Annotated in this window: 20 protein-coding genes; 10 read left to right on the forward strand and 10 right to left on the reverse strand. The window is 47.8% G+C overall.

Going from position 1 to position 20,327, the window contains the following annotated elements:
• Window positions 1–119 precede the first annotated feature (119 nt).
• The 5 genes from cysE to SK36_RS21035 form a co-directional block, all read right to left on the reverse strand.
• Window positions 120–941, reverse strand: coding sequence for a serine O-acetyltransferase (gene cysE, locus SK36_RS21015; protein ID WP_045448784.1), 822 nt, complete (start codon window positions 939–941; stop codon window positions 120–122).
• Between the two features lie 78 nt (window positions 942–1,019).
• Window positions 1,020–2,039: an NAD(P)H-dependent glycerol-3-phosphate dehydrogenase gene (gene gpsA, locus SK36_RS21020; protein ID WP_045448786.1), complete on the reverse strand. Its 1,020-nt coding sequence runs from the start codon at window positions 2,037–2,039 to the stop codon at window positions 1,020–1,022.
• Window positions 2,039–2,506, reverse strand: coding sequence for a protein-export chaperone SecB (secB, locus tag SK36_RS21025; protein ID WP_003024155.1), 468 nt, complete (start codon window positions 2,504–2,506; stop codon window positions 2,039–2,041). The genes gpsA and secB overlap by 1 nt, the downstream gene beginning before the upstream one ends.
• A gap of 47 nt (window positions 2,507–2,553) precedes the next feature.
• Window positions 2,554–2,805 (reverse strand): glutaredoxin 3, encoded by a 252-nt coding sequence (gene grxC, locus SK36_RS21030; protein WP_003024152.1) that lies wholly within the window; start codon window positions 2,803–2,805, stop codon window positions 2,554–2,556.
• Between the two features lie 28 nt (window positions 2,806–2,833).
• Window positions 2,834–3,265 carry a rhodanese-like domain-containing protein gene (locus SK36_RS21035; protein ID WP_045448788.1) on the reverse strand — a complete coding sequence of 144 codons (432 nt, stop codon included), beginning with the start codon at window positions 3,263–3,265 and terminating at the stop codon, window positions 2,834–2,836.
• 246 nt (window positions 3,266–3,511) lie between these two features.
• On the opposite strand from SK36_RS21035, the gene gpmM reads away from it, so the two are divergent.
• From gpmM to SK36_RS21050, 3 genes are read left to right on the forward strand one after another with little or no spacing between them, the layout of a single operon-like run.
• Window positions 3,512–5,056 carry a 2,3-bisphosphoglycerate-independent phosphoglycerate mutase gene (gene gpmM, locus SK36_RS21040; protein ID WP_048223099.1) on the forward strand — a complete coding sequence of 515 codons (1,545 nt, stop codon included), beginning with the start codon at window positions 3,512–3,514 and terminating at the stop codon, window positions 5,054–5,056.
• A 33-nt stretch (window positions 5,057–5,089) separates the two neighbouring features.
• A complete protein-coding gene (envC, locus tag SK36_RS21045) occupies window positions 5,090–6,349 on the forward strand; it encodes a murein hydrolase activator EnvC (protein WP_231593101.1) in 1,260 nt (419 codons plus the stop codon).
• A 3-nt stretch (window positions 6,350–6,352) separates the two neighbouring features.
• Window positions 6,353–7,285: a divergent polysaccharide deacetylase family protein gene (locus SK36_RS21050; protein ID WP_048223104.1), complete on the forward strand. Its 933-nt coding sequence runs from the start codon at window positions 6,353–6,355 to the stop codon at window positions 7,283–7,285.
• Here SK36_RS21050 and SK36_RS21055 read toward each other — a convergent pair whose 3' ends face one another.
• The 3 genes from SK36_RS21055 to kbl form a co-directional block, all read right to left on the reverse strand.
• Entirely contained in the window at window positions 7,286–8,323 is a 1,038-nt protein-coding gene (locus SK36_RS21055) for a glycosyltransferase (RefSeq protein ID WP_045448796.1), read from the reverse strand. It abuts the gene before it with no gap.
• 193 nt (window positions 8,324–8,516) lie between these two features.
• Window positions 8,517–9,542 (reverse strand): L-threonine 3-dehydrogenase, encoded by a 1,026-nt coding sequence (gene tdh, locus SK36_RS21060; RefSeq protein ID WP_048223107.1) that lies wholly within the window; start codon window positions 9,540–9,542, stop codon window positions 8,517–8,519.
• Window positions 9,543–9,551: 9 nt separating this feature from the next.
• On the reverse strand, window positions 9,552–10,748 hold the full coding sequence (gene kbl, locus SK36_RS21065) for a glycine C-acetyltransferase (protein WP_045448800.1): 1,197 nt from the start codon (window positions 10,746–10,748) through the stop codon (window positions 9,552–9,554).
• A gap of 215 nt (window positions 10,749–10,963) precedes the next feature.
• Here kbl and rfaD point away from each other — a divergent pair, with 215 nt between their 5' ends.
• From rfaD to SK36_RS21100, 7 genes are read left to right on the forward strand one after another with little or no spacing between them, the layout of a single operon-like run.
• Complete coding sequence (rfaD, locus tag SK36_RS21070; RefSeq protein WP_003827312.1) at window positions 10,964–11,896, forward strand: ADP-glyceromanno-heptose 6-epimerase; 933 nt, start codon at window positions 10,964–10,966, stop codon at window positions 11,894–11,896.
• Between the two features lie 2 nt (window positions 11,897–11,898).
• Entirely contained in the window at window positions 11,899–12,945 is a 1,047-nt protein-coding gene (gene rfaF, locus SK36_RS21075) for an ADP-heptose--LPS heptosyltransferase RfaF (RefSeq protein WP_045448802.1), read from the forward strand.
• 3 nt (window positions 12,946–12,948) lie between these two features.
• Window positions 12,949–13,917: a lipopolysaccharide heptosyltransferase RfaC gene (gene rfaC, locus SK36_RS21080; RefSeq protein ID WP_045448804.1), complete on the forward strand. Its 969-nt coding sequence runs from the start codon at window positions 12,949–12,951 to the stop codon at window positions 13,915–13,917.
• A 16-nt stretch (window positions 13,918–13,933) separates the two neighbouring features.
• A complete protein-coding gene (locus SK36_RS21085; protein ID WP_190284571.1) occupies window positions 13,934–15,217 on the forward strand; it encodes an O-antigen ligase family protein in 1,284 nt (427 codons plus the stop codon).
• A complete protein-coding gene (locus SK36_RS21090) occupies window positions 15,210–16,232 on the forward strand; it encodes a glycosyltransferase family 2 protein (RefSeq protein ID WP_048223110.1) in 1,023 nt (340 codons plus the stop codon). The genes SK36_RS21085 and SK36_RS21090 overlap by 8 nt, the downstream gene beginning before the upstream one ends.
• Window positions 16,225–17,280 carry a lipopolysaccharide core heptosyltransferase RfaQ gene (rfaQ, locus tag SK36_RS21095; protein WP_048223112.1) on the forward strand — a complete coding sequence of 352 codons (1,056 nt, stop codon included), beginning with the start codon at window positions 16,225–16,227 and terminating at the stop codon, window positions 17,278–17,280. The genes SK36_RS21090 and rfaQ overlap by 8 nt, the downstream gene beginning before the upstream one ends.
• The gene (locus tag SK36_RS21100; RefSeq protein WP_045448810.1) at window positions 17,281–18,225 is read left to right on the forward strand and encodes a glycosyltransferase family 8 protein; all 945 of its coding nucleotides are present in this window, start codon (window positions 17,281–17,283) and stop codon (window positions 18,223–18,225) included. It begins immediately after the preceding gene.
• A 25-nt stretch (window positions 18,226–18,250) separates the two neighbouring features.
• Here the strand turns inward: SK36_RS21100 and SK36_RS21105 are convergent, their stop codons facing one another.
• Both SK36_RS21105 and SK36_RS21110 read right to left on the reverse strand, forming a co-directional pair.
• Window positions 18,251–19,243 carry a glycosyltransferase family 8 protein gene (locus SK36_RS21105; protein ID WP_045448812.1) on the reverse strand — a complete coding sequence of 331 codons (993 nt, stop codon included), beginning with the start codon at window positions 19,241–19,243 and terminating at the stop codon, window positions 18,251–18,253.
• A gap of 48 nt (window positions 19,244–19,291) precedes the next feature.
• A complete protein-coding gene (locus SK36_RS21110; protein ID WP_045448814.1) occupies window positions 19,292–20,311 on the reverse strand; it encodes a glycosyltransferase family 8 protein in 1,020 nt (339 codons plus the stop codon).
• Window positions 20,312–20,327 lie beyond the last annotated feature (16 nt).

A 20,327-nucleotide genomic window follows, 5' to 3' on the forward strand; every position in this document is an offset into this window, starting at 1 on the left:
TTTATTTTTCGAGCGTTATCGGCGCAGTCAGGTTGGACACGGACTGCGCGCAGCCACCGGAGCGTACACGCAGTACGTGAGGATGGCGAGCACAGCCCGGGTTCAAGATGAGCTCGAAATCAGATGCCGTCGCCGTACTCGAACGTATGGTGTATGCCATTGAAATGCTGATCCATATCCATAGATGGCTTATCACTGTCGGGTTTGCCGACAATCCGTGCTGGAACGCCTGCGGCGGTGGTGTGTGGCGGTACAGGCTGTAAGACGACAGAGCCTGCGCCAATCTTCGCACCGCGTCCAACCTCTATGTTGCCGAGAATTTTCGCTCCCGCGCCAATCATAACGCCTTCACGAATTTTCGGATGGCGATCGCCCCCCGCTTTACCCGTCCCGCCAAGCGTCACGGATTGCAGGATGGAAACATCGTTTTCAATTACCGCAGTTTCACCGACCACAATACCGGTAGCGTGATCGAGCATAATCCCGCGGCCAATTTTTGCCGCCGGGTGAATATCGACCTGGAAAGTGACTGACACCTGATTTTGCAGGAAGATCGCCAGCGCCTGTCGCCCCTGATGCCACAACCAGTGACCGATGCGGTAGGCCTGCAACGCATGAAAGCCCTTCAGGTACAGAAGTGGGGTTGAGTATTTATCAACGGCCGGGTCACGAGTGCGCACAGCCTGAATATCGCAGGCCGCTGAAGCAATCATTTCTGGATCAGCCGCGTAAGCTTCTTCCACGACTTCGCGGATAGCAATCGCAGGCATTATTGGAGAAGCAAGTTTGTTCGCCAGCATATAACTCAGCGCACTGCCGAGGTTTTCATGCTTGAGCAGCGTTGCGTGGTAAAAACTGGCCAGCATTGGCTCACAGTCAGCCAGTGCCCGGGCTTCCGCTTTAATATTTTTCCAGACAATATCCAGTTCTTCACACGGCATTGCATACTCCAGAAGGTAGCAAAACGACCGACCCGTTCTATGCGGGTCGGGCCGTTATAGTAAAACAGATCCTGATAGCTAGTGGTTACTACGCTCGTCCTTGCGTGCACGACCTAATAACGTCAATGCTGCCTCGCGCGCGTTTTTTCCGCAATACAATACTTGATAAATTTCCTCGGTTATTGGCATTTCGACACCAAAACGGTGCGCCAATTCACGAACTTCTTTCGTATTACGGTAACCTTCAACCACCTGGCCAATCTTGTCCTGCGCGCCCTGCACATCCATACCCTGACCAAGCATCATGCCGAAACGACGGTTACGTGACTGGTTATCGGTACAGGTCAGCACCAGATCGCCTAAACCTGCCATTCCCATGAAGGTGGCAGGATCGGCCCCCAGCGCCACGCCAAGGCGCGACATCTCGGTGAGACCACGGGTAATCAATGCCGTACGCGCATTGGCGCCAAAACCGATACCATCAGACATCCCCGCGCCAATCGCAATCACGTTTTTCACCGCGCCGCCAAGCTGAACACCAATGAAATCCGGGTTGCTGTAGACACGGAAGCTTTTGCCACAGTGCAGCAATTGCTGCAGATCGTCAGCAAAGGTATCGTCCGTCGAAGCCAGAGAAATCGCGGTAGGCATACCCGCCGCCAGCTCTTTAGCAAACGTTGGGCCGGAAATGACCGCCAGCGGGATAGCATCCCCCAGCGCTTCACGCGCGACGTCCTGTAACAGGCGTCCCGTTTCCGCTTCCAGACCTTTTGTCGCCCAAACCAGGCGCGCATCAGAGCGCATCAGCGGTTTGATCTGTCGCAGCACTTCGCCAAAGACATGGCTCGGCACCACTACAAGAATATTACGGCTGGCTGCCAGCGCCGTGGCTAAATCACTTTCCAGGCGCAGCGTTTCAGGAAAAGGCACATCAGGGAGGAACGCGACGTTGCAACGATCGTGCTCAAGAGTCGCGATATGTTTGGGATCATGGCCCCACAGAACAACCTGATGGCCATTTCTTGCCAGGGTGATGGCAAGAGCGGTGCCGTACGAGCCGGCACCAATCACAGTCATTGAAGCATTACTTTGGTTCATCAGGCATCCTGATGTTCTTCAGTACCTTCACCAGCCTGCTGCTGTAAATAGTTCATGAACAGCGCATCGAAGTTGACCGGCGCAAGGTTCAGTTGCGGGAACGTACCGCGTGAAACCAGGCTGGTGATGCATTCGCGGGCATATGGGAACAGAATGTTCGGGCAGTATGCACCCAGGCAATGCGCCATCTGAGTCCCTTCAATACCACTGATGGAGAAGATACCGCCCTGCTGAACTTCGCACAGGAACGCAGTTTCTTCACCCAGAGAAGCCGTTACGGTGACACGCAGCACAACTTCATACACATCATCTGCCAGTTGGGTAGATGCAGTATCAAGATCAAGTTTAACCTCTGGCTGCCAATCTTTCTGGAAAACATGCGGTGCATTTGGCGCTTCGAAAGATACATCCTTGGTATAAATACGTTGGATCTGGAAAGCCATTTCAGTGTTGTTTTGTTCTGACATGTTTAGAAAACCCTTTAGTGTTGTCCTTTAAATACTTTCTGTACGCCTTAACGCAGCAGGGGATCCAGTCCACCACGCGCATCCAACGCATACAAGTCGTCACAACCGCCAATGTGCTGTGCATCAATAAAAATCTGCGGAACCGTCGTACGGCCACTGCGCTTGATCATCTCTTCACGTTTCACGGCATCACCGTCAATCGGAAGTTCCTGGAAACTCACACCCTTGCTGTTCAACAGCGCTTTTGCGCGGTGGCAAAACGGGCAGGTTGCTTTGGTATAGATCTCGATATTGGCCATGACTTCTCTCCGATATTACCTTACGGTGCTATTTGCCGCGAACCAGTGGCAGGTTTTCACCACTCCAGCCTGCTACGCCGTCTTTCAGTACAGATACCTGCTCAAAACCAGCTTTGATCAGTGCGGTTGCAGATTCCTGACACTGCATGCCGGAACCATCAACCACAATGACCGGTTTGGCCTTGTGTTTTTCAAGCTCACCAAAATTATTGGCTTTGATTTCGCTTGGCAGCAGGTTCGTGGAGCCTGCGATATGACCTTTGCGGAAGTCATCGCGCTGACGTAAGTCCACAATAACCGCATCTTCTTTATTGATAAGACGCGTAGCTTCACCACGTGTGATTACCTTCACTTTCGAGGTCAGGCTTTTAAACGTAGTAAATAATACAGCCGCCAGTAACGCAATCCAGGCGATACTCAATACAGGGTGGCGACTAACAAATTGCATAATTTCTTGCATGGGGGGTAACAACTCCCGACTTAGTGATTAAAAAACAGGGAAAGAGTATACCTGCGCGTTGGCGCAAATACAGCCAGAGCGTGCATTGGATTGCATTTTTGCGGAGCGCTACCGAAAAAAAAACGTAAATCAGAGCACTCCCCGGACCGCTCTACCCCATTATTTGATCTTCTGGGGCTATTTTATCGATTCAGCTGTAGTAAAATTACGCAATTACTTTTGTCTATTGAGTGTGAGGTTGTCGCAATGTCGGTTTCTAAAAAACCTATGGTACTGGTGATTCTGGATGGCTATGGCTATCGTGAAGACAGCCAGGATAATGCCATCTTTAATGCCAAAACCCCGGTGATGGATGCTCTGTGGGCAAAACGTCCGCATACCCTGATTGATGCGTCTGGTCTGGAAGTCGGGCTGCCTGATCGCCAGATGGGCAACTCCGAAGTGGGCCACGTCAACCTGGGCGCGGGCCGTATCGTGTATCAGGACCTGACTCGTCTGGATGTTGAAATCAAAGAACGTACCTTCTTCGCTAACCCGGTGCTGACCGATGCGGTTGACCAGGCAAAAAATAGCGGAAAAGCAGTACACATCATGGGTCTGCTGTCTGCTGGTGGCGTACACAGCCACGAAGCTCACATCATGGCGATGGTTGAACTGGCTGCAGAACGCGGCGCAGAAAAAATCTATCTGCACGCCTTCCTCGATGGCCGCGATACCCCACCGCGCAGCGCTGAAAAATCCCTGCAAAAATTCGAAGAGAAATTTGCTGCACTGGGCAAAGGCCGCGTAGCGTCCATCATTGGTCGTTACTACGCAATGGACCGCGACAACCGTTGGGATCGCGTTGAACAAGCGTATGACCTGATGACGCTGGCACAGGGTGAATTCCAGGCTGATACTGCGGTAGCTGGCCTGCAAGCTGCTTATGCCCGCGATGAAAACGACGAATTCGTGAAAGCGACCGTGATCCGTGCTGAAGGCCAGGCTGATGCCGCAATGGAAGACGGCGATACGCTGATTTTCATGAACTTCCGTGCTGACCGTGCGCGTGAAATTACCCGTGCGTTTGTTAACACTGACTTCGATGGTTTCGCACGTAAGAAAGTCGTTAACCTCAACTTTGTGATGCTGACCGAATACGCGGCTGACATCAAAACTGCCGTTGCCTATCCACCAGCATCTCTGGCTAACACTCTTGGCGAGTGGATGGCGAAACACGACAAAACGCAGCTGCGTATTTCCGAAACCGAAAAATATGCACACGTCACCTTCTTCTTCAACGGCGGCGTAGAAGAGCCGTTCAAAGGCGAAGAACGCATCCTGATCAACTCCCCGAAAGTTGCTACCTACGATCTGCAGCCAGAAATGAGCTCCGCAGAACTGACCGAGAAGCTGGTTGCCGCGATTGAGAGCGGTAAATACGACACCATCATCTGTAACTACCCGAACGGCGATATGGTCGGCCACACCGGGGTGATGGAAGCGGCAGTTAAAGCAGTGGAAGCGCTGGATCACTGCGTTGAGCAGGTAGCCAAAGCGGTTGAATCCGTTGGCGGCCAGTTGCTGATTACCGCAGACCACGGTAACGCTGAGCAAATGCGCGATCCGTCTACCGGTCAAGCACATACCGCACATACCAACCTGCCAGTTCCGCTGATTTATGTGGGCGACAAAAACGTCAAAGCAGTCGAAGGCGGTAAACTTTCCGATATCGCCCCGACCATGCTGACGCTGATGGGTATGGAAATCCCGCAAGAGATGACTGGTAAGCCGCTGTTCATCGTGGAATAATCCCTCCCCATGAGGGGAAAGGCGATTAATACCATCACATGGGCCGTGAAATTGCGAAAGTTTTCAGTCAGGCCCTTGTTCTACGCCAGCGCGCTTAGCGCTGGCGTATTGTTGTGCGCCTTTTCCGCCCATGCGGACGAACGCGATCAACTCAAATCTATTCAGGCCGATATCGCGGCAAAAGAACGCGCGGTACGCCAACAGCAGCAGCAGCGCTCCACCCTCCTCGCCCAGCTTAAAGTCCAGGAACAGGCTATCGCCGTTGCCGCGCGTCAATTACGCGAAACGCAAAATTCGCTGGCGCAGTTGAATGCACAAATCGCGGAGATGAATGCCTCAATAGCAAAACTGGAAAAACAACGCGCAGCGCAGGAGCGCAGCCTTGCGGCCCAACTGGATGCCGCGTTTCGTCAGGGTGAGCATACCGGTATCCAGTTAATCCTCAGCGGTGAAGAGAGCCAGCGTGGACAACGTCTACAGGCCTATTTTGGTTATCTGAACCAGGCGCGGCAGGAAACAATCGCCCAGTTGAAGCAAACTCGCGAAGAAGTCGATGCGCAGAAAGCCGAACTGGAAGATAAGCAGAGTGAACAACAGACGCTGTTGTACGAGCAGCGCGCTCAGCAGGCTAAGCTGGAACAGGCCCGTAATGAGCGCAAAAAAACGCTCGCAGGGCTGGAGTCATCCATCCAACAGGGTCAACAGCAGTTAAGCGAGTTGCGTGCCAACGAATCCCGTCTGCGCAACAGTCTTGCCCGGGCTGAAGCCGCCGCCAAAGCACGCGCTGAACGTGAAGCTCGTGAGGCGCAGGCTGTACGCGATAAGCAGCAGGAAGCGTCACGCAAAGGCTCTACGTACAAGCCGACCGAAAGTGAAAAATCACTGATGTCTCGTACCGGCGGTTTGGGTTCACCACGCGGTCAGGCATTCTGGCCTGTACGCGGCCCGACTTTGCATCGCTATGGCGAACAACTGCAAGGTGAGCTACGTTGGAAAGGGATGGTTATCGGCGCTTCCGAAGGTACCGAAGTAAAAGCCATTGCTGATGGCCGCGTTATTCTGGCGGACTGGCTACAAGGCTACGGTCTCGTCGTCGTGGTTGAACATGGTAAAGGCGATATGAGCCTGTACGGTTATAACCAAAGCGCACTGGTCAGCGTGGGTACGCAGGTTCGCGCCGGGCAGCCGATTGCCCTGGTGGGTAGCAGTGGTGGTCAGGGCAGACCTGCACTCTATTTCGAAATTCGTCGCCAGGGTCAGGCGGTCAATCCACAGCCGTGGTTGGGAAGATAAGTTTTGCCTCAGTTTCATCGCATATTGTTCTCACTCGCCAGCCTGCTGGCATTCGCAACCCCTGTTTTTGCTGGCAAACTCGCTATCGTCATTGATGATTTCGGTTATCGCCCGCACACTGAAAATCAGGTACTGGCGATGCCGTCAGCGATCTCCGTCGCCGTATTACCTAACGCCCCACATGCACGTGAGATGGCGACCAAAGCGCATAACAGTGGCCACGAAGTCTTGATCCACTTGCCAATGGCGCCGCTGAGCAAGCAGCCGCTGGAAAAAGATACTTTGCGTCCGGAGATGAGCAGCGACGAGATTGAGCGGATAATTCGCGACGCGGTGAACAAAGTGCCGTATGCCGTCGGACTCAACAACCATATGGGCAGCGCGATGACTTCCAGCCTGTTTGGGATGCAGAAAGTAATGCAGGCGCTGGAGCGCTACGATCTCTACTTCCTGGACAGCATGACCATCGGCAATAGCCAGGCCATGCGTGCGGCTGCAGGAACGGGTGTGAAGGTCATCAAACGCAAAGTCTTCCTCGACGACACACAAAACGAGGCGGACATTCGCCGTCAGTTTAATCGCGCAGTCGATCTTGCCCGCCGCAACGGTTCCGCTATTGCCATTGGGCACCCTCACCCTTCTACAGTACGTGTCCTGCAGCAGATGGTTTATAGCCTGCCAGCTGATATTACGCTGGTGCGCCCGAGCAGCCTGCTCAATGAACCGCAGGTGGACACCTCCACGCCAAATCTGACGACACCGAAAAACGGCGCGCCTGATGCACCGCGAAATCCTTTCCGCGGAGTAAAACTGTGCAAGCCGAAAAAACCGTTAGAGCCGGTTTACGCCAGCCATTTCTTTAACGTGCTTGGAGAAAGCATCACCCAAAGCACGCTGGTGCAGTATATGAGACTGCAGTGGCAGGGCTGGCAGTAATCAGTCTTTCAGATTGAGCGTTAAATGGGCCAGTCGGCGCGGAGTCAGTGATGTATCGCGCCACTTGCTAAACCGGATGGCCCACAGAAGCACCTGATAACCCAGTTTGACGCTGCAAATATTACTCACCATGCGCTTAAACATACCAGAGGCGAAAACCTCGGCAATCATGCGCTGACGAATCTTTTCGTCAGGCTCTTTACGTATGCAATGACAAACACGCAGCGCTTCGTAAATCACCTGCTGTTTGAACTCTGGATAAATCGGGATCCGTCCGGCGTAATCATGATTCATCTTATCCAACAGACGGGTAATTTTTATGTAATGACGCTGATAGGCCAGGTTTTTCAATCCCGTACGTTTCAAACGGCTAACAGAAGCGCCGTGCAGGAAGTATTTATACAGCGGAACTTCCGTGTAGCGCGCACGTTTAGCGTTAAACATAAACTCCGTAGTCCAGATAATATCCTGATGGTGGAGGCCGGAAAGAAAAGTCAGCCCAGCGTCACGGATGGTTTGATGGCGGTAAACGCCCATCCAGACCACATGTCGCCAGCGGCGACTGGCTAACGCTTTTCGCAACCAATCCGGCCCGGTCATCACCTCGGTAGAGCGAATACGATCGGTTGGAATAGATGCCCAGGTATGGCCTGTTTCCGCAATACACCAGTCCGCGTTGCACTGCGCAACATCCAGATTGTCCTTCAGCGCCATAGTCATCAGCGTTTCGTACATTTCCGGATAGGCAATATCATCGCCGTCAACGTAAGCGATGTATTCACCTTTCGCAATCTTCATGCCGGTATTTCGCGCCGCCGAAACGCCCCCATTACGCTGGTGTAACAGATGAACGTGCGGATAACGATCCGCATAAGTCTGAGCGAGCTCCGCCGAGTTATCCGTAGAGCCATCATTAACAATAATGATTTCCAGATTTTTCCAGGTTTGCGCAATCAGCGAATCCATACACGCAATGAACGGTTCACCCGTGTTGTAAAGCGGCATAATGACGCTCAGGAGACCAGGGGTATAGGTCATATAAAATCCTGTCAGACAGTATAATTAACGGCAATTTTAAACATATTAAGCGGCAAATGATCAGAGATAATGAGTCATATCTTTGACGGAAAATGCGCCGGACATGTGGGATCGTGCAAACAAAAAAATCCCCGGAGATTTAACGATAATAAATATCCGGGGACAACGCACAGAATCCATTGAATGGATATGGTTAATCCCAGCTCAGGATCACTTTCCCTGACTGACCTGAACGCATTGCGTCAAAGCCCTGCTGGAACTCATCGATAGAGAATCGATGCGTGATGATTGGCGACAAGTCCAGGCCAGACTGGATCAGGGCCGCCATTTTGTACCAGGTTTCAAACATTTCGCGACCGTAGATACCTTTAATAAACAGTCCCTTAAAGATAACCTTTGTCCAGTCGACTGACATGTCTGACGGTGGGATCCCCAGCATGGCAATACGGCCACCATGGTTCATGGTGTCTAGCATGGCGCGAAACGCTGGCGGCGCACCGGACATCTCCAGACCCACATCAAACCCTTCAGTCATCCCCAGTTCGACCATCACATCGGTCAGATTTTCTTTCGATACATTGACCGCGCGAGTGATACCCATTTTGCGCGCCAGATCCAGGCGATACTCATTAACATCCGTAATCACCACGTGGCGTGCGCCAACATGCTTCGCTACCGCTGCGGCCATAATACCGATAGGGCCAGCACCAGAGACCAGCACGTCTTCACCCACCAGATCGAATGACAGAGCCGTATGCACGGCATTGCCGAACGGATCGAAGATAGATGCTAAATCATCGGAAATATTATCCGGGATTTTAAACGCGTTAAACGCCGGGATCACCAGATATTCTGCAAAGCAGCCAGGACGGTTCACGCCGACACCAGTCGTATTCCGGCACAGGTGAGTACGCCCACCGCGACAGTTACGACAATGTCCACAGGTAATGTGACCTTCACCGGAAACACGATCGCCGATTTTAAAACCTTTAACTTCCTGGCCGATACCGACAACTTCGCCGACATATTCATGCCCTACTACCATCGGAACCGGGATGGTTTTTTGCGACCATTCATCCCAGTTATAAATGTGAACGTCAGTCCCGCAGATGGCTGTTTTACGGATTTTAATCAGCAAATCGTTATGACCGACTTCCGGTTCAGGAACGTCAGTCATCCAAATGCCCTCTTCCGCTTTCAGTTTGGATAACGCTTTCATTTCACATCCTCAGGCAATAACGCCCAGTTGTTTACCAATGCGTGTGAACGCGTCGACAGCACGCGTAATCTGCTCAGGAGTATGCGCCGCAGACATCTGGGTACGGATACGCGCCTGGCCTTTCGGAACCACCGGATAGAAGAATCCAGTAACGTAAATCCCCTCTTTTTGCAGCTCGCGGGCAAAGTCCTGTGCTACCACAGCATCACCCAGCATTACCGGGATAATGGCGTGATCGGCACCGGCCAGCGTAAAGCCAGCAGCTGACATTTGTTCACGGAACTGACGTGCGTTCGCCCACAGACGACCACGCAGTTCGCTACCTGCCTCGACCATCTCCAGCACTTTGATGGAAGCAGCAACAATTGCCGGGGCCAGAGAGTTAGAGAACAGATACGGGCGCGAACGCTGACGCAGCCACTCCACCACTTCTTTACGTGCCGCAGTATAACCACCAGATGCGCCACCCAGTGCTTTACCCAGCGTCCCGGTGATGATGTCCACACGCCCCATCACGTCACAATACTCATGAGAACCGCGACCGTTTTCGCCGACAAAGCCAACCGCGTGGGAATCATCAACCATCACCAGCGCATCGTATTTGTCTGCCAGATCGCAGACGCCTTTCAGGTTTGCAATCACGCCATCCATGGAGAAGACGCCGTCGGTGGCGATTAGCACATGGCGAGCCCCCGCTTCACGAGCTTCTTTCAGGCGAGCTTCCAGCTCCTGCATATCGTTATTGGCGTAACGGAAACGCTTCGCTTTACACAGACGAACGCCGTCGATGATTGATGCGTGGTTCAGGGCATCGGAGATAATCGCATCTTCTGCACCCAGCAGCGTTTCGAACAGGCCGCCGTTGGCGTCGAAACAGGAAGAGTAAAGAATGGCGTCTTCCATCCCCAGGAATGTAGCCAGTTTTTGCTCCAGTTGCTTATGGCTGTCCTGGGTTCCGCAAATAAAGCGCACCGACGCCATACCAAAGCCGTGAGAATCCATACCCGCTTTTGCTGCCGCAATCAGTTCCGGGTGGTTAGCCAGTCCCAGGTAATTGTTCGCACAAAAGTTAATAACGTGGCTTCCGTCTGCCACGGTGATATCCGCCTGCTGGGCAGACGTAATAATGCGCTCTTCTTTAAACAATCCTTCCGCACGTGCGGTTTCCAGATCGTTCGTTAACTGCTTGTAAAAATTCCCACGCATTGCAATTCTCCAGACTGGGCAAATTTCAGCACATATTACCCAAAGCTATACGTTGATACGAGATGACGCATCATCACTTCTTTAAAATGAAGCATAAATCACGTGTACCCGCACAGCTTATCTGTGAATGGCTGAAGCCAGAGCCATGTAGTGATATGATTAGAGACATTCGTGTCTGAGATTGTCTCTGACTCCATAATTCGAAGGTTACAGTTATGATCATCGTTACCGGCGGCGCGGGCTTTATCGGCAGCAACATCGTTAAGTCCCTGAATGATAAAGGCATCACCGATATTCTGGTGGTGGACAACCTGAAAGACGGCACCAAGTTTGTGAACCTGGTGGATCTGAATATTGCTGACTACATGGACAAGGAAGACTTCCTGATCCAGATTATGGCCGGAGAAGATTTCGGCGATATTGAGGCGATTTTCCACGAAGGCGCATGCTCCTCCACCACCGAGTGGGACGGCAAGTACATGATGGACAATAACTATCAATACTCTAAAGAGCTGCTGCACTACTGCCTGGAACGCGAAATTCCGTTCCTGTACGCCTCTTCTGCCGCCACCTACGGCGGTCGTACTTCTGACTTCATCGAATCCCGCGAATATGAGAAACCGCTGAACGTCTACGGCTACTCAAAATTCCTGTTCGACGAATATGTGCGTCAGATCCTGCCTGAAGCAAACTCCCAGATCGTTGGCTTCCGTTATTTCAATGTCTACGGACCGCGTGAAGGCCATAAAGGCAGCATGGCAAGTGTGGCTTTCCATCTCAACACCCAGCTCAACAATGGCGAAACACCAAAGCTGTTTGAAGGCAGTGAAAACTTCAAACGTGATTTCGTCTATGTCGGCGATGTTGCAGCGGTAAACCTGTGGTTCCTGGAAAATGGCGTTTCCGGAATCTTCAACCTCGGTACTGGTCGGGCAGAATCTTTCCAGGCCGTCGCGGACGCTACGCTGGCGTACCACAAAAAAGGCAGTATTGAGTACATTCCGTTCCCGGAAAAACTGAAAGGCCGTTACCAGGCATTTACCCAGGCGGATCTGACTAACCTGCGTGCTGCGGGCTATGACAAACCGTTTAAGACCGTTGCCGAAGGCGTAACGGAATATATGGCCTGGCTGAACCGCGACGCGTAAGTATGAAAATTTTGGTGATAGGCCCGTCATGGGTGGGCGACATGATGATGTCGCAAAGTCTCTATCGCACGCTCAAGGCGCGCTATCCCCAGGCGATAATCGACGTGATGGCACCTGCATGGTGCCGTCCGCTGCTGTCGCGTATGCCTGAAGTCAACGAAGCCATCGCCATGCCGCTGGGACACGGTGCGCTGGAGATCGGCGAACGCCGTAAACTCGGTCACAGTATGCGTGAGAAACGCTATGACCGTGCTTACGTGCTACCAAACTCTTTTAAATCCGCTCTGGTGCCGTTCTTTGCAGGCATTCCCCATCGTACAGGCTGGCGTGGCGAGATGCGCTACGGCTTACTCAACGATGCGCGCGTGCTGGATAAAGAGGCCTGGCCGCTGATGGTCGAACGCTATGTGGCGCTGGCCTACGATAAAGGCGTGATGCTTTCCGCCAAAGATTTACCGCAACCGCTGTTATGGCCACAACTGCAAGTCAGTGAAGGCGAAAAATCACTGACCTGTAACCAGTTCTCCCTCTCTGCTGAACGCCCAATCATCGGTTTTTGCCCTGGCGCAGAATTTGGTCCGGCGAAACGCTGGCCTCACTATCACTATGCTGAACTGGCGAAGCAACTGATCGACGAAGGCCATCAGATTGTGCTGTTTGGCTCGGCCAAAGATCATGAGGCCGGCAATGAGATTCTGGCAACGCTGAACACCGAACAGCAGGCGTGGTGTCGTAACCTGGCTGGCGAAACGCAGCTGGAACAGGCCGTTATTCTGCTTGCCGCCTGTAAAGCTGTTGTCACCAATGACTCCGGCTTAATGCACGTTGCCGCGGCGTTGAACCGACCTCTGGTAGCATTGTATGGCCCAAGTAGTCCTGACTTTACCCCGCCGTTGTCTCACAAAGCGCGGGTCATTCGTCTGATTACGGGTTATCACAAGGTTCGTAAAGGGGATGCAGCAGAAGGTTATCACCAGAGCCTGATTGACATCACTCCCCAGCGTGTACTGGAAGAACTCAATGACCTGTTGTTACAAGAGGAAGTCTGACGGATGCGGGTTCTGATCGTTAAAACATCGTCAATGGGCGATGTACTGCATACGTTGCCCGCATTAACGGATGCGCAGCAGGCCATTCCGGATATTCAATTTGATTGGGTAGTGGAAGAAGGGTTCGCCCAAATCCCCGCCTGGCATTCGGCCGTTGACCGCGTAATTCCGGTGGCGATTCGCCGCTGGCGCAAGGCCTGGTTTTCCGCACCGATTAAAGCGGAGCGTAAAGCCTTTCGCGATGCAGTTCGTTTGCAGCAGTATGACGTGATAATTGATGCACAAGGCCTGGTAAAAAGCGCCGCGCTGGTCACGCGTCTGGCGCGTGGCATCAAGCATGGTATGGACTGGAGCACGGCACGCGAGCCCCTGGCGAGTCTTTTTTATAACCGCAAACATCATATTGCCAAACAGCAGCATGCCGTTGAACGAACCCGAGAACTGTTCGCAAAAAGTCTGGGATATGCCAAACCACAGTCACAAGGTGATTACGCTATCGCGCAGCATTTTCTGAATGAACTTAATGCCGATGCGGGACAGTATGCGGTCTTCTTGCATGCCACTACGCGTGATGATAAGCACTGGCCAGAAGCGAACTGGCGGGAGCTGATTGGCCTTTTAAATAATGCAGGCATACGCATTAAGCTCCCCTGGGGTGCTCCTCATGAAGAAGCGCGGGCCAGGAGACTGGCTGAGGGATTTGATTACGTAGAGGTTCTACCGCGAATGAGCCTGGAGGATGTGGCCCGGGTATTAGCAGGCGCTAAATTTGTCGTCTCAGTTGATACCGGATTAAGCCATTTAACTGCCGCACTGGATCGACCGAATATTACGCTGTATGGCCCGACGGACCCTGGGTTGATTGGGGGATATGGGAAGAATCAATACGCGCAGAAGAGCCATTCCGGAAAGTTACAGGATCTGGATGCCAGCGCTATCAAAGTATTGCTACTTGATATTAATTTGCTTTAATTTTAAGAGACGAATCATGCTTCGCCAACACATGTTTTCTCGCCTTATCTGCAGCATAAGAAATAATCCATATGATTTTATATACGTACTATTTTATGCTGGGATCCTTGCAACCCTTGCGATGGTATTGGTCAACCCAGATGAAGCGCTAAAGGTATTTATTGTCTGTGCGATCCTGTCTCTACCATTGATTGGTAAAAATATTAAGCATGTGCTTAGCCACAAACAAAATCTATTTTTACCATTTATGTTGCTGCTCTTCGGTTTAGTCCAAATCATTTGGGTGGAAATCTTTAAGCAACCCGGTTCTGCTTTTACCGGCGCTTATCGTTCATACCAGAACGGCGGCAAGGTCATGATTTTTGCCGCACTGGTTATTGCCGCATTGACATCACAACCATCACGCGCAATAAAAAACCACATTGTCAGCATCTGGGTGATTATTACAGCGATTGGCCTGTATTTTTACGCTGGCTATCAGCTTGCCGGTGCCCCCGATCTTTCGACCTACCGTGTTGCACTCGGTTTTGAGCACCCAACCGGAGCGGCCTACGGCCTGACGTTTATCGCGTTATTAGCATCACAGGCGATTCTCAACCTGCGTTTAAAACATACCGTCTCACTTTACCTGCTACATTTCTTAATATCATTGGCCGTTATCATCACCACACAAACCCGGGCAGCTATTCTGATCTATCCGCTCCTGAGTATCGGTCTTTTTTTCATACACTATCGCCATAACCGCACTATATTATTAAGGGCACTGCTGGCCTTCGCGGTATTAGTCGGGCTGGCAGCGATCCCCCTGAAATCGGTTATTGAAAATCGCTACCAGAATATGATGGTTGATCTGCATTCTTATAGCCAGAGTAATAGTAATACTTCCATTGGCGCGCGATTTGCGATGCAACGAGTAGGAATTGATGCCGGCAAAGCACACTATTTGGGACAATCACTTGAACAACGTGATGCTGAAATCAAAGTATCCGCTTTACAAAATGTCTCACTGCAAGGGGCACTCGCGTATGTTGACATCCACCTGCATAATGAAGTCATTGATACGTTTTCACTTAAAGGCATCCCAGGGGTTGTTGTGCTAATCTTGCTGTATAGTGCTATGTTTTTAATAGGTTACACGCAACGTAGTCCTTTACTATTCGCCATATCAGGCGCTATAGCTATCTATGGCTTAAGTGATTTATTATTATACGCTAAAGGCGAAGCCTTGAGCAGCGTTCTGACGTTATGCGTAGCAGTAATGCTGGTACCGGGTCCAACGAGAGAAAGATGCCATGATTAACGCTTCAGGTTATTTACTAAGCATTATTATACCTGTATACAATAATGCTGAGTTTATTACAGCTACGCTGACGTCTATACATCAGAGTATTACTGAAGATGTTGAGTTAATAATTATTAATGATGGCTCTACAGATTTGACTGATGAACGTATCAATGCGTTTTATCGCGAAAAAAACTGCAATAACATTAAATACATCAATAAGGAAAATCAAGGTGTTGCGATCACCCGCAACGTTGGGCTTGCGCATGCTACAGGGAAATATATTGGCTTTGTAGACAGCGATGATATCATCAGCCCAAATTATTTTTCTGTTCTTCTCCCTAAATTACGAGAAGAAAAATATGATATTGTCGAATTCAATTTAACTCGTGATATCAATAAGTTGTATCAGGCTCCATCAGATAGTGAGAGCACTATAGCCCAGCATGAAATTATTTTAACTGACGACAACTACGCGCCCCTGTTACCAACATTCCGTGCCGGGCAATGGCATCTCATGACAAAGATCTTTCATCGCGACATTATCGGCGAAGATCGATTTGAAGAACATCGCCGCTACGAAGATGTTATTTTCTGCCCTTTTCAGTATTTCAAATGTCATCGTATTTTAAAAATTGATAGCAAGTTATACTATTACCGGGTAAATGATAAAAGTATCACCGAGAATATTATCGATAGTGATGCTGATAATATCTTCTTTGCCATGAAAAAAATGAGCAACTACATAAGTAAAAATGATGAAAAGCGAGCTGTTGCTTCATTAATGATTATTAATTGTTTTTTAGAAGGGCGCAAAATTTTACGCAAGAAGAGAGGGTATTATCGCTATGACGAGGATATGATTAATAATATTCAGAATGCACTGGCTAACTGTGACACCAGAGTCGTTAAGAAAAAAATTATTTATAAAATGAAATATCCACATATTGATCGTTCCATTTCTGAATTGAGATATAAAATAATAACAGCTTGCAAAAATTTGTTTTTTGGAAAGGGAGCTAAAAATGTTTGATAAAGTAGAAAGAGTTCTCATTTGCAAGCTAAAATTTTATGGTGATGTACTGTTAATCACACCTGTAATTAACAGTATTCAGACTCGGTATCCGCACGCTAAAATTGATCTTCTTCTTTATAAAGATACCAAATCAATCTTAGCCGCTAATGAAGGTATCAACGATTTCTATCTCATTGAGAAAAAGAAAGGTCCACTGACAAGCGTAAAAAATTACATATCAATACGTCAGCAACTAAAAAAGAACCAGTACGATCTTATCATTAATTTAACCGAACAATGGCCGATTGGTGTACTTATCGCTTCGTTACACCGTCCATCTGTTGCGTTTGAACGCGACAAGAAACAATGGAACAGACTATTTTCACGAGTTACACCACTGACTGGCACACATATTGTCGAACAAAATTTATCAATCCTCAAAGGCATTGGCTTTAGCGAAACAGAACTAAAGAAAAAAATGAGTCTTCGCTATCGTCAGAATGACTATCAATATTTGGTATCTCAACTCCCGGCATTACCTACGCAAAAATATGTTGTTATTCAACCGACTGCAAGACAAGAGTTTAAATGCTGGGATGATGATAAATTTGCACACGTTATAGATCATCTGCATCAACTTGGCCTACATATTTATCTTACCTGCGGACCAGCATTAAGTGAGCAGCAGCAGGTCCAACGCATTGCTGCACTGTGTAAATTATCTCCTGACCTGACACTGGCTGGTCACACCACTTTCCTGCAGTTAGCCGCATTAATCGACCATGCCATTCTCTATATTGGTGTCGATTCGGCACCCATGCATATGGCAGCGGCATTAGGAACACCACAGGTATGTTTATTTGGTGCGACCAAATATCAACAATGGAAGCCATGGTCAGATAAAGCGATTGTGATTTGGGCTGGTGATTATCACCCTATGCCTTCCAGAAAGGAGCTCGACAGGTCAAAAAAATATTTAACATGGATACCAGAACAAGCTGTGATTGACGCTATCGATACGGTACTTCATGATAGTGATACTGACAAAGGTAATGAGAAAGAATAAATGGATAACAAAAATAACGTCATTAATATTGCTTACTGTACAGATGCTAATTATCTGGAATATGTAGCAGTGTCCATTATGTCGGTCATAATGAACAATCCAGGACAATCTCTTTCATTTTTCGTCTTTGTCTATGATGTCAATGATGAGGATATTGATAAATTACGTTCAACCAGCGAAAAAATTCAGGTTGTAAAGATCGATAAAGAAGAAATTGAAAAATATAATAACGACTTTGCAATCAAACATCTTAACCGCTCGACTTATATGCGTTTGGCCGTGCCGCGCTTACTAAAAGATAAGGTAGAGCATTTTATCTATTTAGATGCCGATACTTTGTGCTTTGATAAGCTCAATGAGATTAATAACATTGATATTAGTGATGTCATCTGTGCTGTTAGCCATGACTCGCTCGATATTCATGATAATAAAAATGCAAAACGTTTAGGTTTGCGCACTGATCACTATTTTAATGCCGGGTTCCTGTACATTAATGTAGCCAATTGGATCAAATATGATATTGAGCATAAAGCAAATACTGTCCTATTTGAACAAGGGAAATCATTACCTTATTTCGACCAGGATGCATTAAACATTGCTATGGATGGCAACGTTGCGTTTATTGATAACCGATGGAATTTTTTATTCAATTGGTTCAACGATGAACAAAGGGAGTCTTTTTTCTACAACTCAGAGTTCCTCCCTCGAATTGTCCATTTTACCGGCGGAAGAAAACCATGGTATAAGGAACATACAGGGCTTTCACAGCAACTCTATCTTTTCTATCATCATTTCACGCCATGGCGAAATACAGAATTGCGCTCATATGCACCACGTATGAGACCTACCGATTATAGGGTTTACTCTCGCCAGGAAGCCAAAAAAGGGAATTATTTCACCGCAATAAAATGGTATATGAAATATCTCAAAACTAAATTGCAATAAAAAAACTCCCTCACGGGAGTTTTTTTTATTTTTGCTTTAATTTTTGTATTAAATAACCTGCATAACTTATCAGCGAGGCGAAAAATTTACCCTGTAATCGCTCATGCCGAGATTTCTTTTTATATTGTTTTGGCGTTCTGGCTGGTAACAGGGGAACATCAGCCCATGGTGATGCCTTCCATGCCTCAACAAAATACTGTGCAGAGGGGTAGTTAGCCCAAGAATTCCATGGTTTAGTTACGCCAACATAATGAATAAGGATTGTATCATCCGTAATATATTTTTTATATCGAGAAAGATCTTTGCTTTTCAATTCTTGTTTAATACCATAAATGGCGTTAAATTTTCTCGGTAAAAAAATAACTTTATTTAAAAAAATAATATTTAAAACATCCTGGTCAGGGAAAGATAGTTTATTTCTTTTATCTAACAGAATATCAAAAGCAGCATTAATAAAATTCTGTTCTTTCCACTTTTTAAGATTTGCGTAGATAACTCCAGAATTAAAATATTCACTGTTTTCTGTAACATCTCTGGCGGGACTATCATCCACATCGGTAACTACAGCGGCAACATGCTGATTAATATCAATTTGACTAAGTTCAATGAGCGAACCTTTACACATCACATCGGCATCGATATATAACAGAGAATCTATTTTTTCGCCCAAATATTCGAATGCAACAAATCTAAAGTACATTGCATGGGACCAGGCATGGCCGCTCGGCAATACTTTTAAACCTTCGGCATCCATAACATAAATTGAGATATTTGTGGAAAATTGTTTTGCTAGTTTTATAATTCTTTGTTGATAATCGTCGTCCAGATAATCTGTAAAGAGATGGAAATGTATATTTAAACCTCTATTATGTAACAGTACTGATGTCATCGAGATCGCAGCACCAAACATAAAATTTTTATCAACACCCCAGGCAATGTTAAATTCTGTTTTTTGTTCAGTGGGTGCCTGATTAAATTCAAGTATCTTTTTTATGGATCGATGACAATCAAAGTTCATTCGCTACACCTATTTAATCTTATTATCAATAAATTACAGTTAGTGTTTTCAGTGCACTTTAGGACTATGTAACTTAGTCTTTATATACATCACATGACTAAGAACTGATCGGATATATTTTCGCTGTACTCTCTCATGCCGCGATTTACGTTTATACAGTTTTGCTGTATTTGCGTTAAGTAAAGACTTTTCCGCCCATGCCGATTTTTCATAAGCTTCAATGAAGTATTTAGCTACTGGGTATTTAGCCCATTTATGCCATGGTTTAGTAACACCAACATAATGAATCAACACCGTATCATCAGTAATATAATCTTGATAGATTTCATCATTTTTATTCTGCAGTTCCTGATCCACACCGTAGATACAGTTAAAATCTCTTCTCAGAAAAATGACATTATCCACGAACAATATATTCAGAACATCCTGATCAAAATAAAGGAGTTCCTTCTGGCGCTCCTCTAAAATAGAAAACGCCTTAGTCAGGAGCTGTTGTTCTCGCCAAACATCTAAATTCGCATATACAACACCAGAATTAAAATAACCATTACTCAGCGCTGGTATACCGAGCCGGTTACCTGATTTGATACGCACTTCATCTATATCATTGATAACAGCAGCATATTCCCCACAGAAATTAACCTCAGTAAACTCTCGCAAAGAACCTTTGCATATAACATCAGCATCAAGATACAGTACGGAGCTTAATTCTGCGCTTAAATATTCAAAGGCAAAATAACGATAGTACATTGCATAAGTCCAAGCTTTCGTGCTCGGTAGCTTACGAAATGCAGCGTTATCGAAAACAAGAATCGTCACCGTCGTACTATACATTTGGGTCAGTCGATTTATGCTTTCCAGATAGTCATTATCAATATAGTCTGTTGCTATATAAAAATTGATATCGATATCAGGATTATTAACTAATACTGATGTCATTGAAATCCCGGATCCAAATAAAAAATTGCGATCGACGCCATACGCAATATTTAATTTCTTATCTTTATCGTGCGTAGAGCTGTCAATAACATGCTTTTGAATAATTACTTTTTGAAAATCAATGTTCATAATAAAATGGCCTCAA

This window comes from Citrobacter sp. MGH106 (assembly GCF_001037495.1).
GTDB lineage: Bacteria > Pseudomonadota > Gammaproteobacteria > Enterobacterales > Enterobacteriaceae > Citrobacter > Citrobacter murliniae.